Origin of the sequence: Chryseobacterium sp. SSA4.19, from assembly GCF_022601875.1 — a bacterium.
Lineage (GTDB): Bacteria > Bacteroidota > Bacteroidia > Flavobacteriales > Weeksellaceae > Chryseobacterium.
Genome location: NZ_JAKVIP010000026.1, coordinates 42,262 through 62,890, shown reverse-complemented (window position 1 = coordinate 62,890; position 20,629 = coordinate 42,262). Strand labels below are relative to the sequence as shown.

Below are 20,629 nucleotides of genomic sequence, written 5' to 3'. Positions count from 1 at the left end.
TATTTTTGAAGAAAGGCTCAGATTATAAAATCTAAGCCCTGACTTTTTAACTTACACACTTTGTGGGAGAGTGTCATTTTTTAAGTAATTAAGACATATTTTATAAATATGAAACCGTCTCACAACTGAGGCGTTTTTTTTCAAAAAGCACAAATACATCTACAAAAAGCTTAAGAATTGAATCTTATGTTTGACTCGCTTGACGGTGCGTATTTATAGGCTATGCTTTAGGATTTATCATTTCATTAATTATTGAAATCATCGTTGGAATACTTGTAAGTGGAGGTATTTTAGATTGGGATAAATCAGTAATTTTTAAACTAATTTTAAATCTAAAATAAAACACGACACCTTTTGTCGCATTAACCATATATCTTTGTGGTAGAAACTTTAGCAATGAAAAAAGATTTTTACCTGACAAGATATGCTTTAATTATCAAAAGACTGGAAAGCGCTCCCGCTACCTATTCACAGCTGGAAGACTATCTTTTGAATTCTTTCGAATTTCAGGATGCAGATATTAAAAGCTATTCAATCCGTACTTTGCAGCGGGATATCCGGGAAATTTCAGATCTTTTTAACCTATCCATTCACAATAAAAAGAAAGGAGACAATCGCTATTTTATCGAAAGCCGCCCGATTATGGAAGTGGATGAATACAACCAGAAATTACTGGAATCTTTCCAGGTCAGCAATGCACTGAATGTACATCCGGATTTTGCAGATTTTATCTTTTTTGAAAGCAGGAAACCCACTGGTGTGGAGCATTTTTATGATCTGTTTTTTGCCATCCGTAATAAAAGAATTGTATTCTTTGAGCATTATAATTATAAAAATAAGCTCATGACCTCCCGGAAAGTTCATCCACTTGCTCTTAAAGAATCCAAAGACCGCTGGTACCTGATTGCCATTGACACGAAAGACAAAATGCTGAAATCCTTCGGCCTTGACCGCATCAATTATCTGGATGTCACCAAAAACCGGTTCAGGGAAAAATACAAATATAATTTCAGGGAACATTTTAAAAATGCTTTTGGCGTGATGAACCTCGCAGAGCAGAACCCTGAAAGGATCGTATTGAAATGCAGCCGTCATCAGGGAGAATACATCAGAAGTTTCCCGCTTCACCAGTCACAGAAAGAGACCAGAGAGACACCGGAAGAAATCTTTTTTGAATTCTTTCTTCATCCAACCTATGATTTTATGCAGGAGATTCTGTCTTACGGAAAAGAAGTACAGGTTTTAGAACCGGAAGGCCTGGTAAAAGACGTCCGCAATCATCTTCAGGAATCACTGAACAACTATCTGAACAGCTGAAATATAAGTTACATTTCAGAATTTTTTAGTTACATTTACATAAATATATCAAATTGAAATCCTTTTTCCTCTTTCTGTTCTGTGTTATTTCATCTCTGTGCTTTTCTCAGCAGACAGAAGAGTTCAGGAATGTAAAGAATTATTACAATCACCACCGTTTGCTTCTTAATAATGAGTTTAAAAAAAAATATGAAACTGAAACCAATATTCTTTCTAAAGATGCCATAAAAAATGATTTCCTGTTTTTCATGAAAAAAATGGACAGTATAGAAAATACTGCATTAATTGGTGCCCTGCTGAAAGTGAAAAACCTGGAAGATCTCGGGAAGCTTCATAATAAAAATATTATTCAGGGAAATCAGCCGGATCTTATTTCTGTAACCGAGAAGTCAGCAGATTATCCCGGCGGAATCAATGCATTGAGACAGGAAGTAGCCAATCTGTTCTATACAGAAGGTGTATATGCTGAAGAAAAAACCGTAAAAGCCAACGTTGCTTTTATTGTAGAAAAAGACGGCACCGTCAGCAATGTTCAGGCACAGGGAACTAATTTCACATTTAACCGGCAGGCCGAAATTGCCATCTACTCTGTTTCTGAAAAATTTTCTCCGGCAATTTTTAAAGGAAATACCGTAAGATACCGTTTCAAGCTTCCACTCACAATGACTTTTGATTAATGTTTACTGACGAATATTTTATGAAAATGGCTTTCCATGAAGCCGAAATTGCATTCGAAAAAGATGAGGTGCCTATTGGATGTATCGTTGTTTCCAACAATCGCATTATTGCGAGAGCCCACAATCTTACGGAAACGCTTAATGACGTAACAGCCCATGCCGAAATGCAGGCCATCACTTCCGCTGCAAATTTTCTGGGTGGAAAATACCTTAAAGATTGTACATTATATGTAACGTTGGAACCCTGTGTCATGTGTTCAGGAGCACTTTCCTGGTCCCAGATTTCAAGAGTAGTAATCGGAGCCAGGGACGAACAGCGGGGTTTCATCAATAAACATCTCACCCTTCATCCGAAAACAGAAATCGTGACCGGAATTATGGAACATGAATGCTCTTCAATTGTTAAGGATTTTTTCAAAACGAAGAGATAATTAAAACTTTCTTTATTTATCTTTTCCTAAGAAATATAATCCTTTCAGCGTATGCAACCGGTCCATCACATGGATTTTATCAGTCAAAGGTTTATACACGTGAGAAACGCCTCCTGTAGCAATCACAAAGCATTCATCATTTACCTCAGCATTAATACGGTCGATAAAACCTTCTACCATTCCTAAAAACCCGTACACCATTCCGCTCTGCATGCAGGTTACGGTATCCAATCCCAATACGCTTTTCGGTTTTACCAGTTCGATAGCAGGAAGCTGGGCGGTCTGGCTGATCAGTGAATTTAAAGCGGTAATAATTCCCGGAGCAATAATTACACCCAATGTTTCACCGTCTTCTGCTACACAGCTCGCGGTAAGCGCCGTCCCGAAGTCCAGCACGATTTTCTTTCTGTCCGGATATAAGTTATGTGCTGCCACAAGATTGGCATAAATATCCGTTCCCATCTGTTTGGATTTTGCCACCACTTCTGACGGCGTATTCCGGTCTACAATAACGGGATCCACATCATGAATCTTTTTGATCGCTGCGTTCATCACCTTGGTAAGCTGGGGCACAACGGAACCGATAATCACTTTAGAGATTTCTTTCGGTTCGATTTTATACGTCTGGTACAACATTGACATCTGAACAAATAATTCGTCCGGGGTTCTGTATGGCTTTGTATTGATCACCCAGGAAACATCACAGTTATCATCTGTAAAAAGCCCGAAGCGTATATTGCTGTTGCCAATATTGATTACGATGGATTTCATTTATTTAATTTGATAGAAGCATATTTATATCGTGTAAAATTAATGATTCTTTTTCTTTTAAGAATGATGTCAGCCTGATCATTAATAGATGTGTAATGAAAGGCATGATAACCTCATAATTCTAATCAAATTAATTATATTTAAGCCCTAAAACAATTTCATGAAAAAAACGGTCTTGTTATTATTTTTTCTTTTCAGCATCTATGCATTTTCACAGACGGCCGCAGCTGCAAAAGAGGTATTTGAAAAAATAAAAAAAGAATCCAAAATTGACGGGAATGATAAAACCATCTATACCCTTCTGGATGAATTCTATGAACAGAACCTGCAGGCTGAAAATGATGAGATGAATCCGGAAACGATAGAAAAATTCCGGAAGCTGGCTTCTGAGCCGGGAACCAAAAATCGCCATCTCTTAATACTGTTCCTGATGTACCAGCAGCATATCAGCCAGACTGCAGCAACAGGAAAAAAACCGAATCCTGAAGTCCAGATCGAAACGATGAAGCTGCTGAAAGACGAAATACAAAATGTATACAGTAAAACCCCTGCCATCATCTATATCTATCAATACGAAGCGTTAGATGGAGGAGAAAGAAAAGAAGAAGCAAAAGCCGTTCTCATCCAAGGCTTAAAAGACTATCCTGATTCTGTTCCCTTAAAAGTCTATACCTATCTGAATACCAGAGACGAAACCTTGAAGAATGACCTGATCCAACATCACTCCAACCACTGGATGGTCAGACAATTCCAGATTAATTAGATATGAAAAAACTATTTATTGCTGGCTTTATCATTTTGTCCCTGACAGCATATTCACAGAAGCCTGCCCGGCTATATACGGAAGTAAAGCAGGACACCGTGACTTATTATGCAGATAACAGTGAAATATATCCTGTTTCTATATCTTTTACCGGACAGCCGGAGCTTGAAAATTTAAGAACTCCGGGAAAATTTGAAACGGTTAAAGTGCTTCCTCCGGAATCGAAAAGAAACAGACTGATCACTTTTATCGTGACCGACAGGAAAAAAGGTTGGAAAATTAGAAAAATGCCGAATTATTATACCCTGGCGGGTGATGCTACCATAAAAAGTTATAATTCCGATTATGTATACGACCTTCCTTTCCAAAAGGGAAAATCTTTCCTGATGTATCAGGGATATAATGGTACTTTTTCTCACCAAAACGAAAATTCGCTGGATTTTACGATGCCGGAAGGAACGGAAATTACCGCAGCCAGAGAAGGAAAGGTTATTGATGTAGTGCAGAGTAATAACACCGGATGCCCAAGTATCAGTTGTGCTCATCTTGCCAATTATGTCTCCATTATGCATTCCGACGGAACCATTGCCCAGTATTTCCATCTCAAGCAAAACGGCGTACAAGTAAAAGCAGGAGACCTGGTTAAAAAAGGAGATGTGATCGCCTTAAGCGGAAATACAGGTTGGACCAACGGTCCTCACCTGCATTTCGTATGCTTTCTTCCGGATGCCTCAAAACCGAAACAGAAGAACACCCTGAAGACCCTTTTCAGAACAGAAGACGGCACCAAATCCGAATATTTAACGGAAAAGAAAACCTATCTTAAACAATATTAGCCCCAAGACATAAATGCCTTTACAAAAAGTCCTGGAGAAAATTTCTTCAGGACTTTTATCTGTCATTAATCTTTATTTTACCTCAACAACATTATCATCTGGATTCACATCTGCCATCCGCTGGCTGATATCAATTCCCAAAGCCGTCAGCTGAGTTTTTATATAAGGAACCGTTATCGAATATTCTTTTTGCGTCCACGGCCAGTAAGGCATTGTTTTAAATTCCCCATAGACATCTTTCTCTTTCCAGGTATGGGTCATATTCATAGGGATCTGATAATTGACCACTTTATTATCTTTAGTGACGACACTGAAATCAACCGGCATTGGAACCTGCCCGTTATTTACCAAAGTAATGGTGGTAGATTTTGCATCATATTTCACATCTTTAATACTGTAATCAATCGTTTTCGTAGTGTTGATCCAGTAATTATGAAACCATTTCAGATCCATTCCCGACACTTTCTGCGCAATATGCAGAAAATCCCGGTCTGAAGGATGCTTCATGACCCATTCATCATAATATTGCTTCAGGGTTTCCGCTAAATTCTGCTCGCCCATAATATAGCCTAACTGGACAAGATACAGCTCTCCCTTCACATAAGAGGCATAGGTGTAAGAAGTCCCATTGTCATGATGGTCGCCTAACCAGGCTGCCGGTTCTTCAATTCCTTTTTTAATAAAATTCCTGTAGGCATTCAATGAATTGACAAACGGATTCGGAAGCTTTTCTGCAGGAGGAAACAGCTGGTTCATCACATATCCTTCCGCATAACTCGTAAAACCTTCATCCATCCACGGGCGCATCGGTTCGTTCGTCGCCAACATCTGCTGATACCACGAGTGAGCACCTTCGTGAGCCATTAATCCCATTAATCCTTCAATATTGTTGGCTTCTCCCAAAATCATGGTACACATTCCGTATTCCATTCCGCCGTCACCACCCTGGATGAAAGCGTAGGAAGGGTAAACATATTTCCCGAAATGAGCGTTCATCAGCTGATAATATTTAGTAAGATAAGGCTGAGCTTCTTCCCAAACTTTAGTTTTATCATTATTCTGGTACACCAGGAAAACTTTCGGACCTTGAGGTACGTCGAAACTTTTTACAATATAATCCCTGTCGGCAGCCCAGGCGAAATCCAGGATGTTCTTGGCGGTCCATCTCCAGGTGGCTATATTTTTCTCTGCTTTAATTTTTGCACCGGTATCATAACCCTTCACTTCTGTCGGATTTTCCAGAATTCCGCCTGCTCCGATTACATAATCTTTATTGATTTTAATGGTCACGTCAAAATCTGAGAACGGTGCATGGAATTCTCTTCCGATATAATCGAAAGTTGCCCAGCCGTCATAATCATATTCTGCAATTTTAGGATACCATTGGGTCATGGTCATATCAACGCCTTCCCTGTTATTTCTGCCGCTTCTTCTGATCTGTTGAGGAATCACCGCATCCCAATCCATCGTAAAGGTTGTTTTGGAATTTGGTTTGATGGATTCTGCCAAATACACTTTCATCACCGTTTCCTGAACTTCAAACTTAAGGCTTTTCCCATTTTGCTTAATCCAGTGGATATTCTGTGCTCCTTCCTGATCCTTCGGGATCGATGCAAGCCTGGAAATTCCGTCTTTCTGTAATCTGGAATCCCCGTTTTTTCCCTGTGAGGCCACACGTTGGTCCATCATAGAATTGGGTTTAAAAGCATTCCAGTACAGATGAAAATATACGACCTTGAGTTCATCCGGTGAATTGTTGGTATATTCTAAAGTCTGATTTCCCTGATAGGTAAATTTTTCAGCGTTCACATCAATGTTCATCTTATACTTCGCACTTTGCTGATAATAGGCTCCCTGCTGCGCCTGAAACTGAGAAATGATAAACGCAAAAAGGATGACAACCGATTTTTTCATTTAAAATTTATTTTTTTCTAAAGATAAGTAATTAAAATAAAAGCCTCATCTGTGGAGTTATGATGAGGTTTGATTTTAGATTGAAATTAGTTTTGATTGTTAAAATATTTCCTGAGTATTATACAGGGTAAGCATTGTTAATTAATTTTTTAATCAAAGTAATCTGACCCAAATGATAATAACAATGTTCAATCATTCCGTCGATATTTCTCAGGTATGTTCCATATTTTTCATTAACAAAAGTTTGATCCATTTTAGAGTCGGGCATTTGTTCTAATAATGTGGCAAACTTTTCAGCATCATTCCAAAGTTTGGTTAAAAGTTTTTCCCATTGATTTTGAGACTCAATCGGTGTAAGATCGAAACTGTATTTATCTCTGATTTCCAAATCACCACCTTCAAAAACATTAATTAACCCTTCAATATAATAATTCACATGAAAAGTCAGCATTGCAATCGTATTCAAAGAACCAATCTTCATTGTTGCCTGCTCCCAGCTTACGGTTGAAAGTTGATCTTTAAAATTCGTATTGGCAATCCACAAACCATCCAATAAAACTTCTCTGAATCTTTTAGCTAATTGTAAAGTTGAGCTCATTAGTTTTAATTTTTTTAAAGATAATTAATTTTATTCTTTCACTAAATCGGCAGATTTTTTCATAAAAAAACCTCAAATGGAAAACATCTGAGGCTATATTTAATTTAAAGTAGGTTTTAAGAAAAAAGCTCTTTTTTCCCGCTTCGTAAAATCTTTTCAAGGATTCTTAACGTAATCAGGTAGGTCGGTTTTACACCTGTCAGCCCCAAGCCTCCTGAAGAAAGCGTACTTCCCGTTTCCAGAGGATTATCCGATGCATAATACGCATACATTACAAACAGATCAGGGGTAATATGATGCCTGATCTTTGAAGCGACCTGAATGGCTTTCTGATAATGTGCTCCTTCCATTTCAAGCCCGATGGCTTTCCATGAGGTATTCATGAAATAAGAAAGAATATCTCTGTTCTGGAGCGAAGTTCCTAATACGGTAATCATCGGACCTTCAAATGCTTTTAATTCATCATCTGCAAAGTCATCAAGCTTTAAAGCATTTTCAAACGGATAGTTATCTGCCGTCCCTTCAAAGATATGCGATGTCGGGATCATAATGTCCCCTTTTCCACCTGCCAGAATTCCTGCTTTCCCCATAATGGAAACGGACTTCACTTTCATCATATATACTTCTCCTTTCTGTTCAAAAGGCCTCAGCAACTCATCCATCACTTCAAAAGCCTGCTCACCGAAAGCATAATCGAAAACCATGATCACATCGTCTCCGTCGTACTTTATATCATTAAAGGGCGTATTTTTAAGATTGGTCTTACTTAAATCAATAATCTGAACATCAATATTACTTCCGCTCTTATCGTTAATGTAAATCATCCCTTCATCAACCGCATATTTGGAAACCTTATCACGAAGTTCTTTTTTATCAGAAATATCTGCATACAGCTTGTAATCTACCTGCTTGTGATCTTTTTTCTTCAGCGCATCATTTGAGTACAGCATGTTTTTAACAGAGTGCATATTGGCTGAAATAATATGCAACGGACGCATGTGAAGATCATTTTCATACAAGACCTCTTTTACTTTATTGGCCCATTTTTCCCCGAAATAGTGATGCCCCACTCTTTCTTTCAGAATAGCACTGAAATGAATCTCTCTTTCTCTCGTCTGTTTTGCGTCTTCCAGGCTTACTTTTCCCAGATTATAAATAATTTTAAACAGGCGGTCAGGGTTATTATCATCCCCGAATGTATTATAGGCCCTCAATGTTTCATCAAACGTTCTCCCTATTAAAGAGGACAGGTGAATCAGGGCAACTTCTTTTTCCCTTCTGCTGAATTTTTTCTCACCTTTCACCACTTCTTCAATAATCTTGAAAGCACGTGTCGGTTTCCAGTTTTCATCCTGAACAAAAGCCAGGTTCCTGATTTTATCGGCTTCGATAAATAAAAATGTTAAATGGGTAAGGATATCATAGATTTCAGAACGCCCTAAAAGAACTTCTATATTCATCTGGTGCTCATCGATCCTGTAACAATTTCTTCTTCTCTTTTTAGGAACAATCGGCTCAAAACTTCCTTTATCAAACCCTTCATCTGAAGTAAGATGAATGAAAGCACATTCTTCTATTCCTTCCGGAAGCCTGTCTAAAACATACATCAAACCATCAAGCTCCAGTTTGCTCGGGATGCTCATGGTACCGTAAATTTCGGGATTGATCGTTTTCAACAAACTTCTAATGCTTTCTCCGGAAACTCCGCCTGGCTTGAAAAAACCTCTATAAAACAGGTGTCTCATAGAAATATAAAGTCTTTCAATGGCCTCGGTAGTTTCTCTTGCTCTAGAATTTGTCATATATTAAATTTTTTATGAAAAGTCTGCTAAGTTACAAAAAATAATCTTAACATTATATTTAGTTTAAATTCAGAGGATTAACTCTTAAACTAAATTTTTAAATGGTTTAAAATTAATACTTGTCCTTACATTATGAAAGAGAAGTAGAATAATTTTTATTCACATTTGGAAACCGTAGTTAATCTAACTTTTCTAATTTCTTTAATTCATCTTTTATTTTGCTGAAACCCACTTTTTCTACAGTTTTGATCAATTTTCGGTTCATGTAAAATTGTAACATATAGGTATTACCCTGAGTTGGCGTGATAACAATCCCATCTTTAGGTTTACCTTCTGCATCAGTTTGATGGCCCGTAATAATTTCATTTTCATCCGTTTCTTCTTTAAATTTATCTGAAATAAATCTTTCGGATAACCCATTAAAGGTTTCCTGTACACCTGACGATTCTTTTACCATTGAATAAACCTTGTAAAACAGTTCCCTTCCTTCACTTGGTTCGATCGATTGATCAGCCGGATCGACTTTTGTTTCAATAATTTTCCCGTCTTGTTCACGGTAAAGAACTAAAGCCTCTTTATATTTTGAATTTAAATATTCTTCTCTGGTAGAATCAATCAATTTACCGTCGATAAAAAGTTGTTTATTGAAAGTGTTTTTAGACTGATCGATTTTAATTTCCGCTTTTCTGTTCGCCTGCATATCACTGATTTCGATCGTATTATTTTTCAGTTCAAAACGAAGCCTATTAAAATAATGCATCGCAAACAAATCCCAGTCGAAGCTCTGTAAAACTCCATTCTTCCAGTATCTGGAGACAAATTGCTTTTCACCGGGATTGTATTTTACGCCGTCAAAAATTTTTCCGTCTCTATATGTAGATTTAATGTTATAAACCTGATGCGCATAATTATCCATGTTTTTCAGATAATCATTGGAGTATTGAAATTTTAAGATTCCGTTTTCAAAGTAATTGACCTGTTTGAATTCGCGATTGCCCTCAGTTTCAAAATATCCCGAGAAAGGGCTTCCGTTTTTTAAAATCCCCTCATAAAATGACTGAGGTTTTTCTGAAATAGTGTATGAATAATCTTTGATCTTCACAGGAATTCCTTTTTCATAAAGTTTTTGTTTTTGAATTCCACCCTTATTATAATCATCCTGAAAAAAAGTTTCTTCAGAGATTTTTCCATCTTTATAAACTGAAGTTTTTGTATCCTGCACTAAAGTTCCATTGTAGGGAAGATCATTTTTATATTCCAAGGTTCCCACAACCTTACCATCTTTATAGAAAGTGGTCAATCCGCTCAGCTTTTGATCTTTAACGGTATATGTTTTTTTTAAATTTTCGAGCCTGTAGGCGAAGACTTTCTGCAATCCGGTTTTTTTGAAATTTTCAACATTAATTAATTTGTAATCATCAGAGCGGTCATCCATTTTTTCGACAAAAGTTCCTTTGAAAGGTTTTCCATCTTTATAAATCCCTTTAGCAATGACTTCACCGTCCTCATCTTTCGCAACAGCTTCATCTACTTTCAAACCATTTATATAATTTAAATTAACAAAAACCCCTCCGGTACGTTCATCAAAATTACCGTTAAAAGGTTCATTTTCTCTATAAATTCTTTTGCTTTTTAATTTTCCGCTTTCATCATAAACGATTTCTTCACCCTCTTTTCCGCCCTCTTTATATGTAGTTTCGGTTTGAATTTTTCCGTTTGGGAAATAAAAAAATGACTTTCCTGACCTTAATTTATTCACATATTTTATAATTGACTGGACTTCTGTTGCAAAATTATTCTGAAGATAATATTCATAATTCAATCCATTTGTAATATCACTTCCGTATTCGTAAAAGTGGGCTTCATCCAATACCTGAATTAGTTTTCCCGATTTCTCATAATTTTTCTGTTCGATTAATTTAAAATAATCTCCATCAACCGCATAAATTCTCTCCTGAGCCAATTGCTTTGAATTTGCCCAAAATATTTTTTGTGAAACCGTTTTTTTCTTTTCGCGTTTCTTCGAAGGATTATTCATCTCAACACTCACGATAGTGTCAAGCATTTTTGGTGCAGCAACCTCAACTATTGGAGCATCCGTGGTACTATAAGAACCGTTGGGTCCAGAACTTTCAAGATCCTGATTTACAGACCTATAATCTTCATTATTCCTTATATTTTCAAAACTTCCGCTTTCAGGTTTTCCTTTTGCGTAAATTCCCTTCATCAAAACAGTTCCGTCCGTACCATAAATTATAGTTTCACCCTCTTTGACCCCATTTTTATACTGAACTTTCTTTCGTACTTTTCCATTCGGATAATAATATTGTAACGTCAGAGTATTAGTATCATTTCGATATTGATTGAAATTCTCATCATTCCCGTTTTCATCATACCAGACAATGTCTCCAACATATGCGTTCTCGTTTTGCTTTAAAACATATCCTTCAAACTGAGGCGTTCCGTTGATATAAAAATCCTGCAATAAAACCAACTCACCAACTTCTTTCATTGGATTCTGCCTATAATATAAAGCATTGGATTTTGTAGTGACTTTCCAATCTTTATCATAATAAAAAGGTTCTGATTTTTGACCAAATAGTATCTGGCTATATAAGATGGCGGTAAAAAGGATATTTTTTTTAATCATTTGAAAAGGAGTTTACTCAAAAATAAGAAATTTTTAGCTTCAGTAATTAAATTGAGAGTTAAAAGCCTAAATTCTCCAAACACACCTGTAATCGCACAGGGTGAATTCAAATTTTATATAATTTAACAATTAATTATTACTAAAAAAATAGGGGTAAATCAGTTTCAATCCATTTTTTTTGTAAATTTGCCCTGTAAAAAACCTACCCAATATGTCAACTTTAAGATTCAAAGCGTTAGAAACTTTACCATTTAAGGACTTCAGAAAAGATAATTCTGTTGAAGTACCTGTGAAACTGTCAGAATTATTCTGTCAAAATGTGTTCTCAGAGGAAACAATGAGAGAATATTTAACGAAAGAAGCATTCCAGTCTATTTTGGATGCGATGAAAAAAGGAACAAAGATCCAGAGACATATTGCAGACCAGGTAGCGGTAGCAATGAAAGACTGGGCCATGAGCAAAGGAGTTACCCACTACACGCACTGGTTTCAGCCATTGACAGGAAGCACTGCTGAAAAGCACGACTCTTTCTTCACACCTATCGAAGGAGGCAGAGCTATCGAACGATTCAGCGGAAACTTACTGATCCAGCAGGAGCCCGACGCTTCTTCTTTCCCGAACGGCGGTATTAGAAATACTTTTGAGGCCAGAGGATACACTGCATGGGACCCTACGTCTCCGGCATTTATCATGGGAACTACATTATGTATTCCTTCTATTTTCATCTCTTATACAGGAGAAACATTAGATTATAAAGCTCCTCTTTTGAGAGCTTTGAATGCCGTAGATGAGGCAGCAACTAATGTAATGCAGTATTTTGACAAAAATGTAACCAAAGTAACACCTACTTTAGGATGGGAGCAGGAATATTTCCTGGTTGATTCCGCATTATATCAGTCCCGTCCGGATTTGGTTTTAACCGGTAAAACATTATTAGGCCATTCTCCTGCAAAAGGACAGCAGCTGGATGACCATTATTTCGGATCTATTCCTACCAGAGTCATGAACTTCATGAAAGAATTAGAGATCGAATGCATGAAGCTGGGAATTCCTGTAACAACAAGACATAATGAAGTAGCTCCAAATCAGTTTGAGCTGGCTCCGATGTTTGAAGAAGTGAATGTTGCTGTTGACCATAACTCTTTATTAATGGATGTTATGGCACGAATTGCCCACAGACACCATTTCCATATTTTATTCCACGAAAAACCTTTTGCGGGTGTAAACGGAAGCGGAAAGCATAACAACTGGTCTTTGGCGACCGATACAGGAGAAAACCTGTTAAGCCCGGGGAAAAATCCTAAAAAAAACCTACAGTTCTTAACATTCTTTGTTAATACGATTAAAGCAGTACACGAATATGCTGACCTTTTAAGAGCAAGTATTGCTTCAGCAAGCAACGATCACAGACTAGGTGCGAACGAGGCTCCACCGGCAATTATTTCTGTATTTATCGGAAGCCAGCTGTTCAGAGTATTGGAAGAGCTTGAAAAAGTAACCGAAGGAAAGCTTTCTCCGGATGAAAAAACAGATTTAAAATTAAATGTTGTCGGTAAAATCCCGGAAATTTTATTAGACAATACGGACAGAAACAGAACATCTCCGTTTGCCTTTACGGGAAATAAATTCGAAATCAGAGCGGTAGGATCTTCTGCAAACTGTGCAGAATCCATGACGGTAATGAACACAATTGCCGCAAAACAGCTAAGCGACTTTAAAAAAGAAGTGGATGCTTTGATCGAAAAAGGATTAAAGAAAGACGAGGCCATATTTAATATATTAAGAGAATACATCAAGCAGTGTAAAAACATTATGTTTGAAGGTGACGGATATTCTGATGACTGGGCGTTAGAAGCTGAAAAAAGAGGCTTGAACAACTGGAAAACCACTCCCGAAGCCCTGAAGCAGGAAATGGACCAGAAATTCCTTGATCTGTATGAAGAAATAGGAATCTTCAATCACAGGGAAGTTGAAGCCAGAAATGAAATCAAGCTGGAGAAATATTCTACGGTTATTGATATTGAAGCAAGAGTATTGAGTGATATTGCCAGAAACCATATCATCCCTTCCGCTTTAAATTACCAGAACAGATTAATTGAAAACGTAAAAGGCCTTAAAGAAATATTCGGAGATGAAGAATTCAGATCATTGGCAAAAGAGCAGATGAGCCTGATTACCCATATTTCTGAAAATGTTTCTACGATCAAGCTGGGTGTCGAAGACCTTATTAAAGCTAGAGAAGCAGCAAAAGCAGTGACAGAAAGCCAGAAACAGGCAGAAGATTACTGTAATAAAGTAAAGCCGTTATTTGACATAATCCGCGAAGCTTCCGACAACCTTGAAATGATGGTGGACGACGAGCTTTGGCCAATGACTAAATACAGAGAAATGTTATTTACCAAATAACATTTTGTAAAGTTCCATATTAGTGAAACTCCCCGGAAATTCCGGGGAGTTTTTTATGTATTTCATCTTTTAAAAATTAGAGTTATTAACATTATATCCTATCAGATTCAGTAATGAAGATTAATTTGTTAAAGAATCTTAATAAAAAAAACCGCTGACTCACCTAAAACAGGCTGTCGCGGTTTATTTTTCTTTAACATACTTAGACAATACGTTAAAATGTGTTAAAAACAGAACCTGATAATAATCATATCAAAGTCCTTTTAAAGGGATTACATATTTTTGTACTGCTTTTGAAAATATTAATCCTTTTTATTAACACGGTAATCAAATATATATGAAGAAAAGAGTTTTGTTTTATTTAGTTGCTTTTGTCTCTACAGTATCGTTGCAATCATGTGTTACCAATTACGAGGTTTCAAAACCAGCAACTTACGCTAAAGAATACAAAACAGATGCCAAACTAGCTTCTATTGAAACCAACAAAATGGAGCAGGATAAGCAGCAGCTGATCAATTCATTTCTTGCAGAAAAAGCAGCTTCTTTAGCAAATGCCAGAAATTCCATTAAAAATTCTGAAGTAGCCAAGGCAATCAGACACAATAAGACAATCGACAATATCTTAACAGAAGCCCAGACCTATTTGGGAACACCTTACCGATATGGCGGAATGACCAGAAACGGTATTGACTGTTCAGCATTCGTTCTTTCAGTTTTCGGGGCAGCAGCAGGATTAAGTTTACCAAGAGTAGCCGCTTCACAGTCTCAGGAAGGAGAAAAAATTGAAAAAGAAAATCTTCAGAAAGGTGACCTTATTTTCTTTTCTCACGGCAGAAGAATTTCTCACGTGGGCATCGTAGAAAGCGTGACGGAAGATGGTGAGATTAAATTTATCCATGCAGCCACTTCAAAAGGCGTAATGATTTCATCGCTTAATGACTCGTACTGGGGCCCAAAATACAGATTCGGAAAAAGAATCATTAATGAGAACGGAGAAGCATACAATAACCTTGCAACGACAACTCCAGCCACAAACGGAACAAATTTTTAATTTTAAGTAATTGATTTAAATAATGAAACCATCAAAAATTTTGATGGTTTTTTTTATGGCACAGACTTTCTTGTTCATTCGGCGGTTCTTAACCCTTATTATCAGCTGTTCTTATCAATTTCAACACCGAGATGGGAAAGAAGCCCATGAACTTCGGAAAGCGAGAATTTCGCCTTTTTAAGCCTGTTTTGAGCAGGTTCTATTGAATAATTGACCGCCATACGGAAATCTGCCTTTTCAAGATTGGTTTTATCGAAAATTGCTCCGGATAAATCACAATAGCCAAATGAAGCATTTGACAGATCACATTCTGAAAAATCGACTTCTATCAATTTTGAATGTCTAAATACAGTTTTCTTTATGGATGTTTTATAAAAGACAGAATTATTCAGCAGGCAATGATCAAATGTAAATGACAGGCCAAATTCATTGCAGTCATTAAACTGGAACCCGAACATTTTACATTCTTTAAAAATTACTTCCGGAATGCAGTTGAAATCAGCTTCACCATGCTTATATTACAACCGGTAAATTCACAGTCATTAAAACTGAACCCCGAAAAATCAGCATATTCAAAATTGCAGTTTCTGAACACGCAGTTTTCATACTCTCCTTTCTCAAAGGGCTGTTCCCCGAAATTGATATTTTCAAAATCCCGGGCGGAAATATAAACAGGTTTCATAAAGGTTTAGGTAAATTAAATTTATACTGAAGACGACTAATTTTCAAATCAAAATTTGGCTTAGTAAATTTGACATATGGTGTCAGATTTCGATACTTATACCAGGCTGTTTTTATCCGAATAATTCAGCTTAAAGAAAATGAAAGTCATCATTGAAAAGGCGAGCAGTGAGCTCCCTCCATAACTAAAGAAAGGCAAAGGAATTCCTACCGTAGGGAAAAGGCCCATAACCATCCCTAAATTGATGGTAAAGTGCATGAGCAGGATTGAACCGAAACAGTAACCAAATACCCTGTTAAAAGCTGATTTCTGCTGTTCTGCGAGGTAATAGATCCGTCCGATAAAGATCATATAACAAAGAATCAGGACAGCACTTCCTACAAATCCCCATTCTTCCCCAACCGTACAGAAAATATAATCCGTTTCCTGTTCAGGAACAAACTTCCCCTGTGTTACCGAACCTTCGCGGTAGCCTTTTCCTAAAAGCCCGCCTGAGCCGATAGCTGTTTTTGAATATAACAAATTATAACCTGAAGTATCTCTGAATGCTTTTTCCCCTTTGTACAATACCTCGATTCTTTCTCTCTGGTGCTTAGGCAATTTTTCTAAAATGTAGGGTGAACCGAAAGCCAGCCCGCATAAGATCACTACAGATCCGGCGATACCCGAAATAGAAATCACATTCCAAGACATTTTATAATAATTCATGGCAATCCAGCCTCCTATAAAAAGAACAATGGTAAGAGCAACCCAAATTGGATCAACTGCTAAAGAGATAAGAAAAACACCAGCAAAAAGAAATCCTATACCAAACAACAACCCATTCAGGCCTTCACGATACAAAGCAATGAAAAATGCAATGAACACTAACATCGAACCAACATCAGGAATGGCCAGAACTACGACTGCAGGTATCCCTACAATTGCAAGAGTAGTTAAAAGGGATTTTCTGTTTTTTAAATTAAACTCCGGTCCGGAAACATAGTTGGCCAGCATCAGAGCAGTACCGATTTTGGCAAACTCTACGGGCTGCATGGTAAAGTTTCCGAATTTATACCAGTTTTTTTGGCCGAGGATTTCTTTACCAAAAGGAAAAAGACCGATCAGAAGCAGGACACCTCCGATGTAGATGATTCCCGACATATTTTCAAAGAACTTACTTCTTCCGACGAAAATTACAATTCCGACAAACAGGGAAATCCCAAAGAAAAGCAATTGTTTTTCTCCCAATTTCTGGTCAACGCTGTAAATATTTGCGATTGCAAAAATACAAAGCAAAAAATATAAGCCAAGACCTAATTTATCTATTCCTTCCGCCCATTTCATTGCTTACCCTTTTTTGTATTCTTAGCATTCTTTGTTTCTTCGTCTATCTTTTTCTGAAGTTTTTCCTTTTGCTCTTTAACAAGCTTCAGGCTATCCATGATTCTTTTTTGTTTAATGGAATCCTCACTCGGCTTATAAAGGCCTTTGCGTTTAAGATCAGCAATCCATTGTCTTTTATATTCAGGCATGAAACTCGAAGTAATCATTTTTTTGTATAAATGTTCACGTTTTACATCACCTGTAATATATTTTTCTGCAATGACTGTTGCTGCCGGTCCTGCCCATGTAGCTCCGAATCCGGCATGTTCCATAACGGCAGCAATCACAATTTTAGGCTTATCAGCAGGCGCGATCAAAACAAAGATGGAGTTATCCTTTCCCTGCGGAACCTGTGCCGTCCCTGTTTTTGCCAGTTGCGTAAAATCACTTGATTTCAGTCCGTGTGCTGTTCCCCTTAATACCACAGCTTCCATCCCTCTAAGTACAGGATCGAAATGTTTCTTATCAACAAGTGTCTGATGTTTTTTCTTAAATCTTGGGTCCGGATTTGGCTTTCCGTCAATTGCTTTTACAATATGAGGCGTATAATACCAACCTTTGTTCGCAATAGCAGCCACGTAATTAGCCAATTGAAGCGGTGTTACCAGAACATCTCCCTGCCCCATTCCGTTATAAATAGCCCCGGTTGACATTTCATCCCAGTTTTTATAATCTTTTCTGGTAGAGCCGCTGGCTTTCATAATTGCCTTAAATCTTTTTTCATAGAAATCTCCTGAAGGGATACTTCCTCTCGCTCCTACCGCAAAATCATTATTTAAAAATTCCCCGACTCCAAAGCTGCTCATAATTTTTTTCCATTCATCCACTCCTTTTGAAGGATTTCCAGGATATTTTTTAATGATCGCAATAAAAGCGTATGTGAAAAAACAATTACTGGATACCTGAATCGAAGGGATCAACGGATCCGCTCCTCCATGGCCTTTAATTCTTTTTCCTTTGTAATAAAATCCGCCTCCACAAGGGAAAATGGTATTTTCATCCATCACTCCCATTTGCATGGCTGCCAAAGCAGTTAATAGTTTAAAAGTAGATCCCGGAGGATATGCTGCCTGTAAGGAACGGTCGAAAGTCGGTTTGTTTTCGTAAATGGTATCTTTAGACAGGGCATATAAATTCTTTGATTTGTTAGGACCTGTAAATAAATTCGGATCAATATCCGGTCCTGTCGCCGCAACCAGAACTTCGCCATTATTCGGATCTATTGCTACTATGGCTCCATGCTTATCCACGAGCATTTCTTCTGCCATTCTCTGAAGATCGTAATCAATGGTAAGCGTAATATCTTTCCCGGTGATAACATCTTTATCCAGCGACCCATTTTTATAGGGCCCTACATTACGCAGCTTAATATCTTTCTGGATATATTTCACTCCTTTTACGCCACGGAGTTCCTTTTCATATGCTTTTTCAATACCCGTTTTTCCTATAAAGTCTCCCGGCAGGTAGTAGGTTGAATCTTTCTTTATTTCTCTTTCATTCACTTCACTCGTGTACCCCAGAAGATTTCCGGAAGTAGAGACTTCATATTGTCGCTGAGGTCTTGAAACAATACTGAAGGCCGGATATTTAAATATAATTTCCTGAACCCTTGCAATATCCTCCCTGCTCAGATCTTTAATAAAAGTCATTGGGGTAAGCTTGGAATAATATTTTTCCTGTTTAATAAGAGTAATCCTTTTTATGAAATCCTGTTTGTTGATTTTCATCAGGCTGCAGAAAGCCATCGTATCAAAATCAGGCTTCATCAAGGCTTGGGTGAATGAAATTTCATAGGCCGGCTGGTTTCCCACCATGATTTTTCCATTTCTGTCAAAGATCACGCCTCGCTGTGGAATAACGTATTCAGTTTTAATGGAAGTATTAGCTGCATTCAGCGCATAACGGTCTGTAAATAGCTGCAAATAAGAAAGCCTCGCTATAAAAATTAAAGCAATTACAATTAGGACGGAAAAAATTTTTAAATAACGTGTGTTCAAACTTTTTGTTTGATTTTAAATATTAATGCATAGATAACAACAAATACGAATGAAATAATGCTTGTTATCAAAACATTAAATAATATTTCAAAAAACCTGCTCAGCTTAAAAAACTCTATATATTGTACCAAAAGCTGATGTAAAAAGATACTTGAAAATAAAAACAGCAAAAACTGCGCCCATTGAAGGGACTGAAAAGAGAAAAAATCGGTAGAAGTATCTGTTGAGGTCCTGAAAATCAAGGTCCTGAAATAAGCAATCAATGTAGTTGCAAACGCATTAATACCTCCTGTCTGCAGAAAGGTGTCAATCGATAAGCCAATCAGGAAACTCAAAGCTAAAAACTGAAATTTATTTCTGAAAAAAGGATAGAACATAACAAATACAGGGTATAATACCGGTGTAAACTTTCCGAAAAGTACAATCCTGTTCAGTACAAAAATTTGCAGTGCGACCAGGAAAGCCATGATTATTATATCTGTAAATAACGTTCTGCTAATCATTTTCCTTTTTTATTACGGTCTGTAGGGTATCCTGAATCTTCTGTACTTCAGCCTTTTTAAGATTCTTAACAACATAAACTTTATTCAGCGCTCCCATCTTCTCACTCAATTCTACTGAAATATCCCAGAATCCTGTTTTATTATCAACAGAATATCCAGCGATAGTTCCAACCATTATTCCCTTCGGGAAAATAGCAGATTTTCCGTCTGTCACCACAGTATCTCCTATCTTTAACGATACATATTTGGGGATATCGGCCAGGTGCATTACCCTGGAATTATCACCGTTCCACGTTAAAGTCCCGAAATATCCGGAGCTTTTCAGCGCGGCATTTATCCTGATTTTATTAACGCTCAAGACTGACTGTACTAAAGCATAACTGTCTGTAGAATTGATAACAATACCTGCAATACCTTTCGGAGACATGACACCCATTTGCGGAAATACGCCATCCCGTCGGCCTCTGTTGATCGTAAAGTAATTGTTTCTCCGGTTAATACTGTTGAAAACAATTTCCCCATCTACAAAGGTATAGATCTGTCCGCCCCCCACTGTATCATGAACTTTTCTGAACTGTGGATTTTTCGTACCCTGTTTTCCGTAAAGCTCAAGCATCAAAGATTTATTTTGCGCAACAAGATCTTCGTTAATCTGTTTTAACTTAAGATACGAAACCCCTTCATCAATATATCCTGAAACCCATGAATTCAGTGCGGCAGACTGACCGGCAATCCAGGATCTCTGCATGGCATTTTTAGAAAATATCAGCACAAGAGCAATACTTTGCAGAAATATAAAGAAGACAAAAAGTGCATTCTTCGAAAATAATCTCAGCAAAAATCCCATTCAGATATGTTCGTAAAG

At 37.3% G+C, this 20,629-nt stretch carries 18 protein-coding genes; 7 read left to right on the top strand and 11 right to left on the bottom strand.

The window, feature by feature from the left end; all coding sequences use genetic code 11:
• The first annotated feature begins 396 nt into the window (after nt 1–396).
• The 3 genes from MKJ01_RS15895 to MKJ01_RS15885 are packed head-to-tail and all read left to right on the top strand — an operon-like array spanning nt 397 to nt 2,425.
• Nucleotides 397–1,317: a YafY family protein gene (locus MKJ01_RS15895; RefSeq protein WP_241615083.1), complete on the top strand. Its 921-nt coding sequence runs from the start codon at nt 397–399 to the stop codon at nt 1,315–1,317.
• Nucleotides 1,318–1,370: 53 nt separating this feature from the next.
• Nucleotides 1,371–1,994 (top strand): hypothetical protein, encoded by a 624-nt coding sequence (locus MKJ01_RS15890; RefSeq protein WP_241615082.1) that lies wholly within the window; start codon nt 1,371–1,373, stop codon nt 1,992–1,994.
• On the top strand, nt 1,994–2,425 hold the full coding sequence (locus tag MKJ01_RS15885; RefSeq protein WP_241615081.1) for a nucleoside deaminase: 432 nt from the start codon (nt 1,994–1,996) through the stop codon (nt 2,423–2,425). Before MKJ01_RS15890 ends, MKJ01_RS15885 begins: the two co-directional genes overlap by 1 nt.
• Nucleotides 2,426–2,437: 12 nt before the next feature.
• Here MKJ01_RS15885 and MKJ01_RS15880 read toward each other — a convergent pair whose 3' ends face one another.
• Nucleotides 2,438–3,196: a type III pantothenate kinase gene (locus tag MKJ01_RS15880; RefSeq protein ID WP_241615080.1), complete on the bottom strand. Its 759-nt coding sequence runs from the start codon at nt 3,194–3,196 to the stop codon at nt 2,438–2,440.
• A 160-nt stretch (nt 3,197–3,356) separates the two neighbouring features.
• Between MKJ01_RS15880 and MKJ01_RS15875 the strand changes: the two genes are divergently transcribed.
• Nucleotides 3,357–3,959 carry a hypothetical protein gene (locus MKJ01_RS15875; RefSeq protein WP_241615079.1) on the top strand — a complete coding sequence of 201 codons (603 nt, stop codon included), beginning with the start codon at nt 3,357–3,359 and terminating at the stop codon, nt 3,957–3,959.
• A 2-nt stretch (nt 3,960–3,961) separates the two neighbouring features.
• Nucleotides 3,962–4,795 carry a M23 family metallopeptidase gene (locus MKJ01_RS15870; protein WP_241615078.1) on the top strand — a complete coding sequence of 278 codons (834 nt, stop codon included), beginning with the start codon at nt 3,962–3,964 and terminating at the stop codon, nt 4,793–4,795.
• Nucleotides 4,796–4,867: 72 nt separating this feature from the next.
• Here the strand turns inward: MKJ01_RS15870 and MKJ01_RS15865 are convergent, their stop codons facing one another.
• The 4 genes from MKJ01_RS15865 to MKJ01_RS15850 form a co-directional block, all read right to left on the bottom strand.
• On the bottom strand, nt 4,868–6,709 hold the full coding sequence (locus MKJ01_RS15865) for a M1 family metallopeptidase (protein WP_241615077.1): 1,842 nt from the start codon (nt 6,707–6,709) through the stop codon (nt 4,868–4,870).
• 118 nt (nt 6,710–6,827) lie between these two features.
• On the bottom strand, nt 6,828–7,307 hold the full coding sequence (locus MKJ01_RS15860) for a DinB family protein (protein WP_241615076.1): 480 nt from the start codon (nt 7,305–7,307) through the stop codon (nt 6,828–6,830).
• Between the two features lie 116 nt (nt 7,308–7,423).
• Nucleotides 7,424–9,109 carry a hypothetical protein gene (locus MKJ01_RS15855; RefSeq protein WP_241615075.1) on the bottom strand — a complete coding sequence of 562 codons (1,686 nt, stop codon included), beginning with the start codon at nt 9,107–9,109 and terminating at the stop codon, nt 7,424–7,426.
• Nucleotides 9,110–9,287: 178 nt separating this feature from the next.
• Entirely contained in the window at nt 9,288–11,759 is a 2,472-nt protein-coding gene (locus MKJ01_RS15850; RefSeq protein WP_241615074.1) for a toxin-antitoxin system YwqK family antitoxin, read from the bottom strand.
• Nucleotides 11,760–11,970: 211 nt separating this feature from the next.
• Here MKJ01_RS15850 and MKJ01_RS15845 point away from each other — a divergent pair, with 211 nt between their 5' ends.
• The gene (locus MKJ01_RS15845) at nt 11,971–14,166 is read left to right on the top strand and encodes a glutamine synthetase III (protein ID WP_241615073.1); all 2,196 of its coding nucleotides are present in this window, start codon (nt 11,971–11,973) and stop codon (nt 14,164–14,166) included.
• Nucleotides 14,167–14,503: 337 nt separating this feature from the next.
• A complete protein-coding gene (locus MKJ01_RS15840) occupies nt 14,504–15,217 on the top strand; it encodes a C40 family peptidase (protein ID WP_241615072.1) in 714 nt (237 codons plus the stop codon).
• Nucleotides 15,218–15,318: 101 nt separating this feature from the next.
• Here the strand turns inward: MKJ01_RS15840 and MKJ01_RS15835 are convergent, their stop codons facing one another.
• The 6 genes from MKJ01_RS15835 to mreC all read right to left on the bottom strand — a co-directional run bounded on the left by MKJ01_RS15835 (nt 15,319) and on the right by mreC (nt 20,611).
• Nucleotides 15,319–15,549: a pentapeptide repeat-containing protein gene (locus tag MKJ01_RS15835; protein WP_241615071.1), complete on the bottom strand. Its 231-nt coding sequence runs from the start codon at nt 15,547–15,549 to the stop codon at nt 15,319–15,321.
• 143 nt (nt 15,550–15,692) lie between these two features.
• Nucleotides 15,693–15,899: a pentapeptide repeat-containing protein gene (locus tag MKJ01_RS15830; protein WP_241615070.1), complete on the bottom strand. Its 207-nt coding sequence runs from the start codon at nt 15,897–15,899 to the stop codon at nt 15,693–15,695.
• A 96-nt stretch (nt 15,900–15,995) separates the two neighbouring features.
• The gene (gene rodA, locus MKJ01_RS15825; protein ID WP_241615069.1) at nt 15,996–17,225 is read right to left on the bottom strand and encodes a rod shape-determining protein RodA; all 1,230 of its coding nucleotides are present in this window, start codon (nt 17,223–17,225) and stop codon (nt 15,996–15,998) included.
• Nucleotides 17,222–19,261, bottom strand: coding sequence for a penicillin-binding protein 2 (locus MKJ01_RS15820; protein WP_241632694.1), 2,040 nt, complete (start codon nt 19,259–19,261; stop codon nt 17,222–17,224). The genes rodA and MKJ01_RS15820 overlap by 4 nt, the downstream gene beginning before the upstream one ends.
• Entirely contained in the window at nt 19,258–19,764 is a 507-nt protein-coding gene (locus MKJ01_RS15815; RefSeq protein ID WP_241615067.1) for a hypothetical protein, read from the bottom strand. Before MKJ01_RS15815 ends, MKJ01_RS15820 begins: the two co-directional genes overlap by 4 nt.
• Nucleotides 19,757–20,611: a rod shape-determining protein MreC gene (gene mreC / locus MKJ01_RS15810; protein WP_241615066.1), complete on the bottom strand. Its 855-nt coding sequence runs from the start codon at nt 20,609–20,611 to the stop codon at nt 19,757–19,759. Before mreC ends, MKJ01_RS15815 begins: the two co-directional genes overlap by 8 nt.
• Nucleotides 20,612–20,629 lie beyond the last annotated feature (18 nt).

Bases quoted from the DNA above. Each gene is read 5' to 3' on its own strand.
- MKJ01_RS15895 (WP_241615083.1), top strand. From the start codon at position 397: ATGAAAAAAGATTTTTACCTGACAAGATATGCTTTAATTATCAAAAGA.
- MKJ01_RS15885 (WP_241615081.1), top strand. From the start codon at position 1,994: ATGTTTACTGACGAATATTTTATGAAAATGGCTTTCCATGAAGCCGAA.
- MKJ01_RS15880 (WP_241615080.1), bottom strand. From the start codon at position 3,196: ATGAAATCCATCGTAATCAATATTGGCAACAGCAATATACGCTTCGGG.
- MKJ01_RS15875 (WP_241615079.1), top strand. From the start codon at position 3,357: ATGAAAAAAACGGTCTTGTTATTATTTTTTCTTTTCAGCATCTATGCA.
- MKJ01_RS15870 (WP_241615078.1), top strand. From the start codon at position 3,962: ATGAAAAAACTATTTATTGCTGGCTTTATCATTTTGTCCCTGACAGCA.
- MKJ01_RS15865 (WP_241615077.1), bottom strand. From the start codon at position 6,709: ATGAAAAAATCGGTTGTCATCCTTTTTGCGTTTATCATTTCTCAGTTT.
- MKJ01_RS15860 (WP_241615076.1), bottom strand. From the start codon at position 7,307: ATGAGCTCAACTTTACAATTAGCTAAAAGATTCAGAGAAGTTTTATTG.
- MKJ01_RS15855 (WP_241615075.1), bottom strand. From the start codon at position 9,109: ATGACAAATTCTAGAGCAAGAGAAACTACCGAGGCCATTGAAAGACTT.
- MKJ01_RS15850 (WP_241615074.1), bottom strand. From the start codon at position 11,759: ATGATTAAAAAAAATATCCTTTTTACCGCCATCTTATATAGCCAGATA.
- MKJ01_RS15845 (WP_241615073.1), top strand. From the start codon at position 11,971: ATGTCAACTTTAAGATTCAAAGCGTTAGAAACTTTACCATTTAAGGAC.
- MKJ01_RS15840 (WP_241615072.1), top strand. From the start codon at position 14,504: ATGAAGAAAAGAGTTTTGTTTTATTTAGTTGCTTTTGTCTCTACAGTA.
- MKJ01_RS15830 (WP_241615070.1), bottom strand. From the start codon at position 15,899: ATGAAACCTGTTTATATTTCCGCCCGGGATTTTGAAAATATCAATTTC.
- rodA (WP_241615069.1), bottom strand. From the start codon at position 17,225: ATGAAATGGGCGGAAGGAATAGATAAATTAGGTCTTGGCTTATATTTT.
- MKJ01_RS15815 (WP_241615067.1), bottom strand. From the start codon at position 19,764: ATGATTAGCAGAACGTTATTTACAGATATAATAATCATGGCTTTCCTG.
- mreC (WP_241615066.1), bottom strand. From the start codon at position 20,611: ATGGGATTTTTGCTGAGATTATTTTCGAAGAATGCACTTTTTGTCTTC.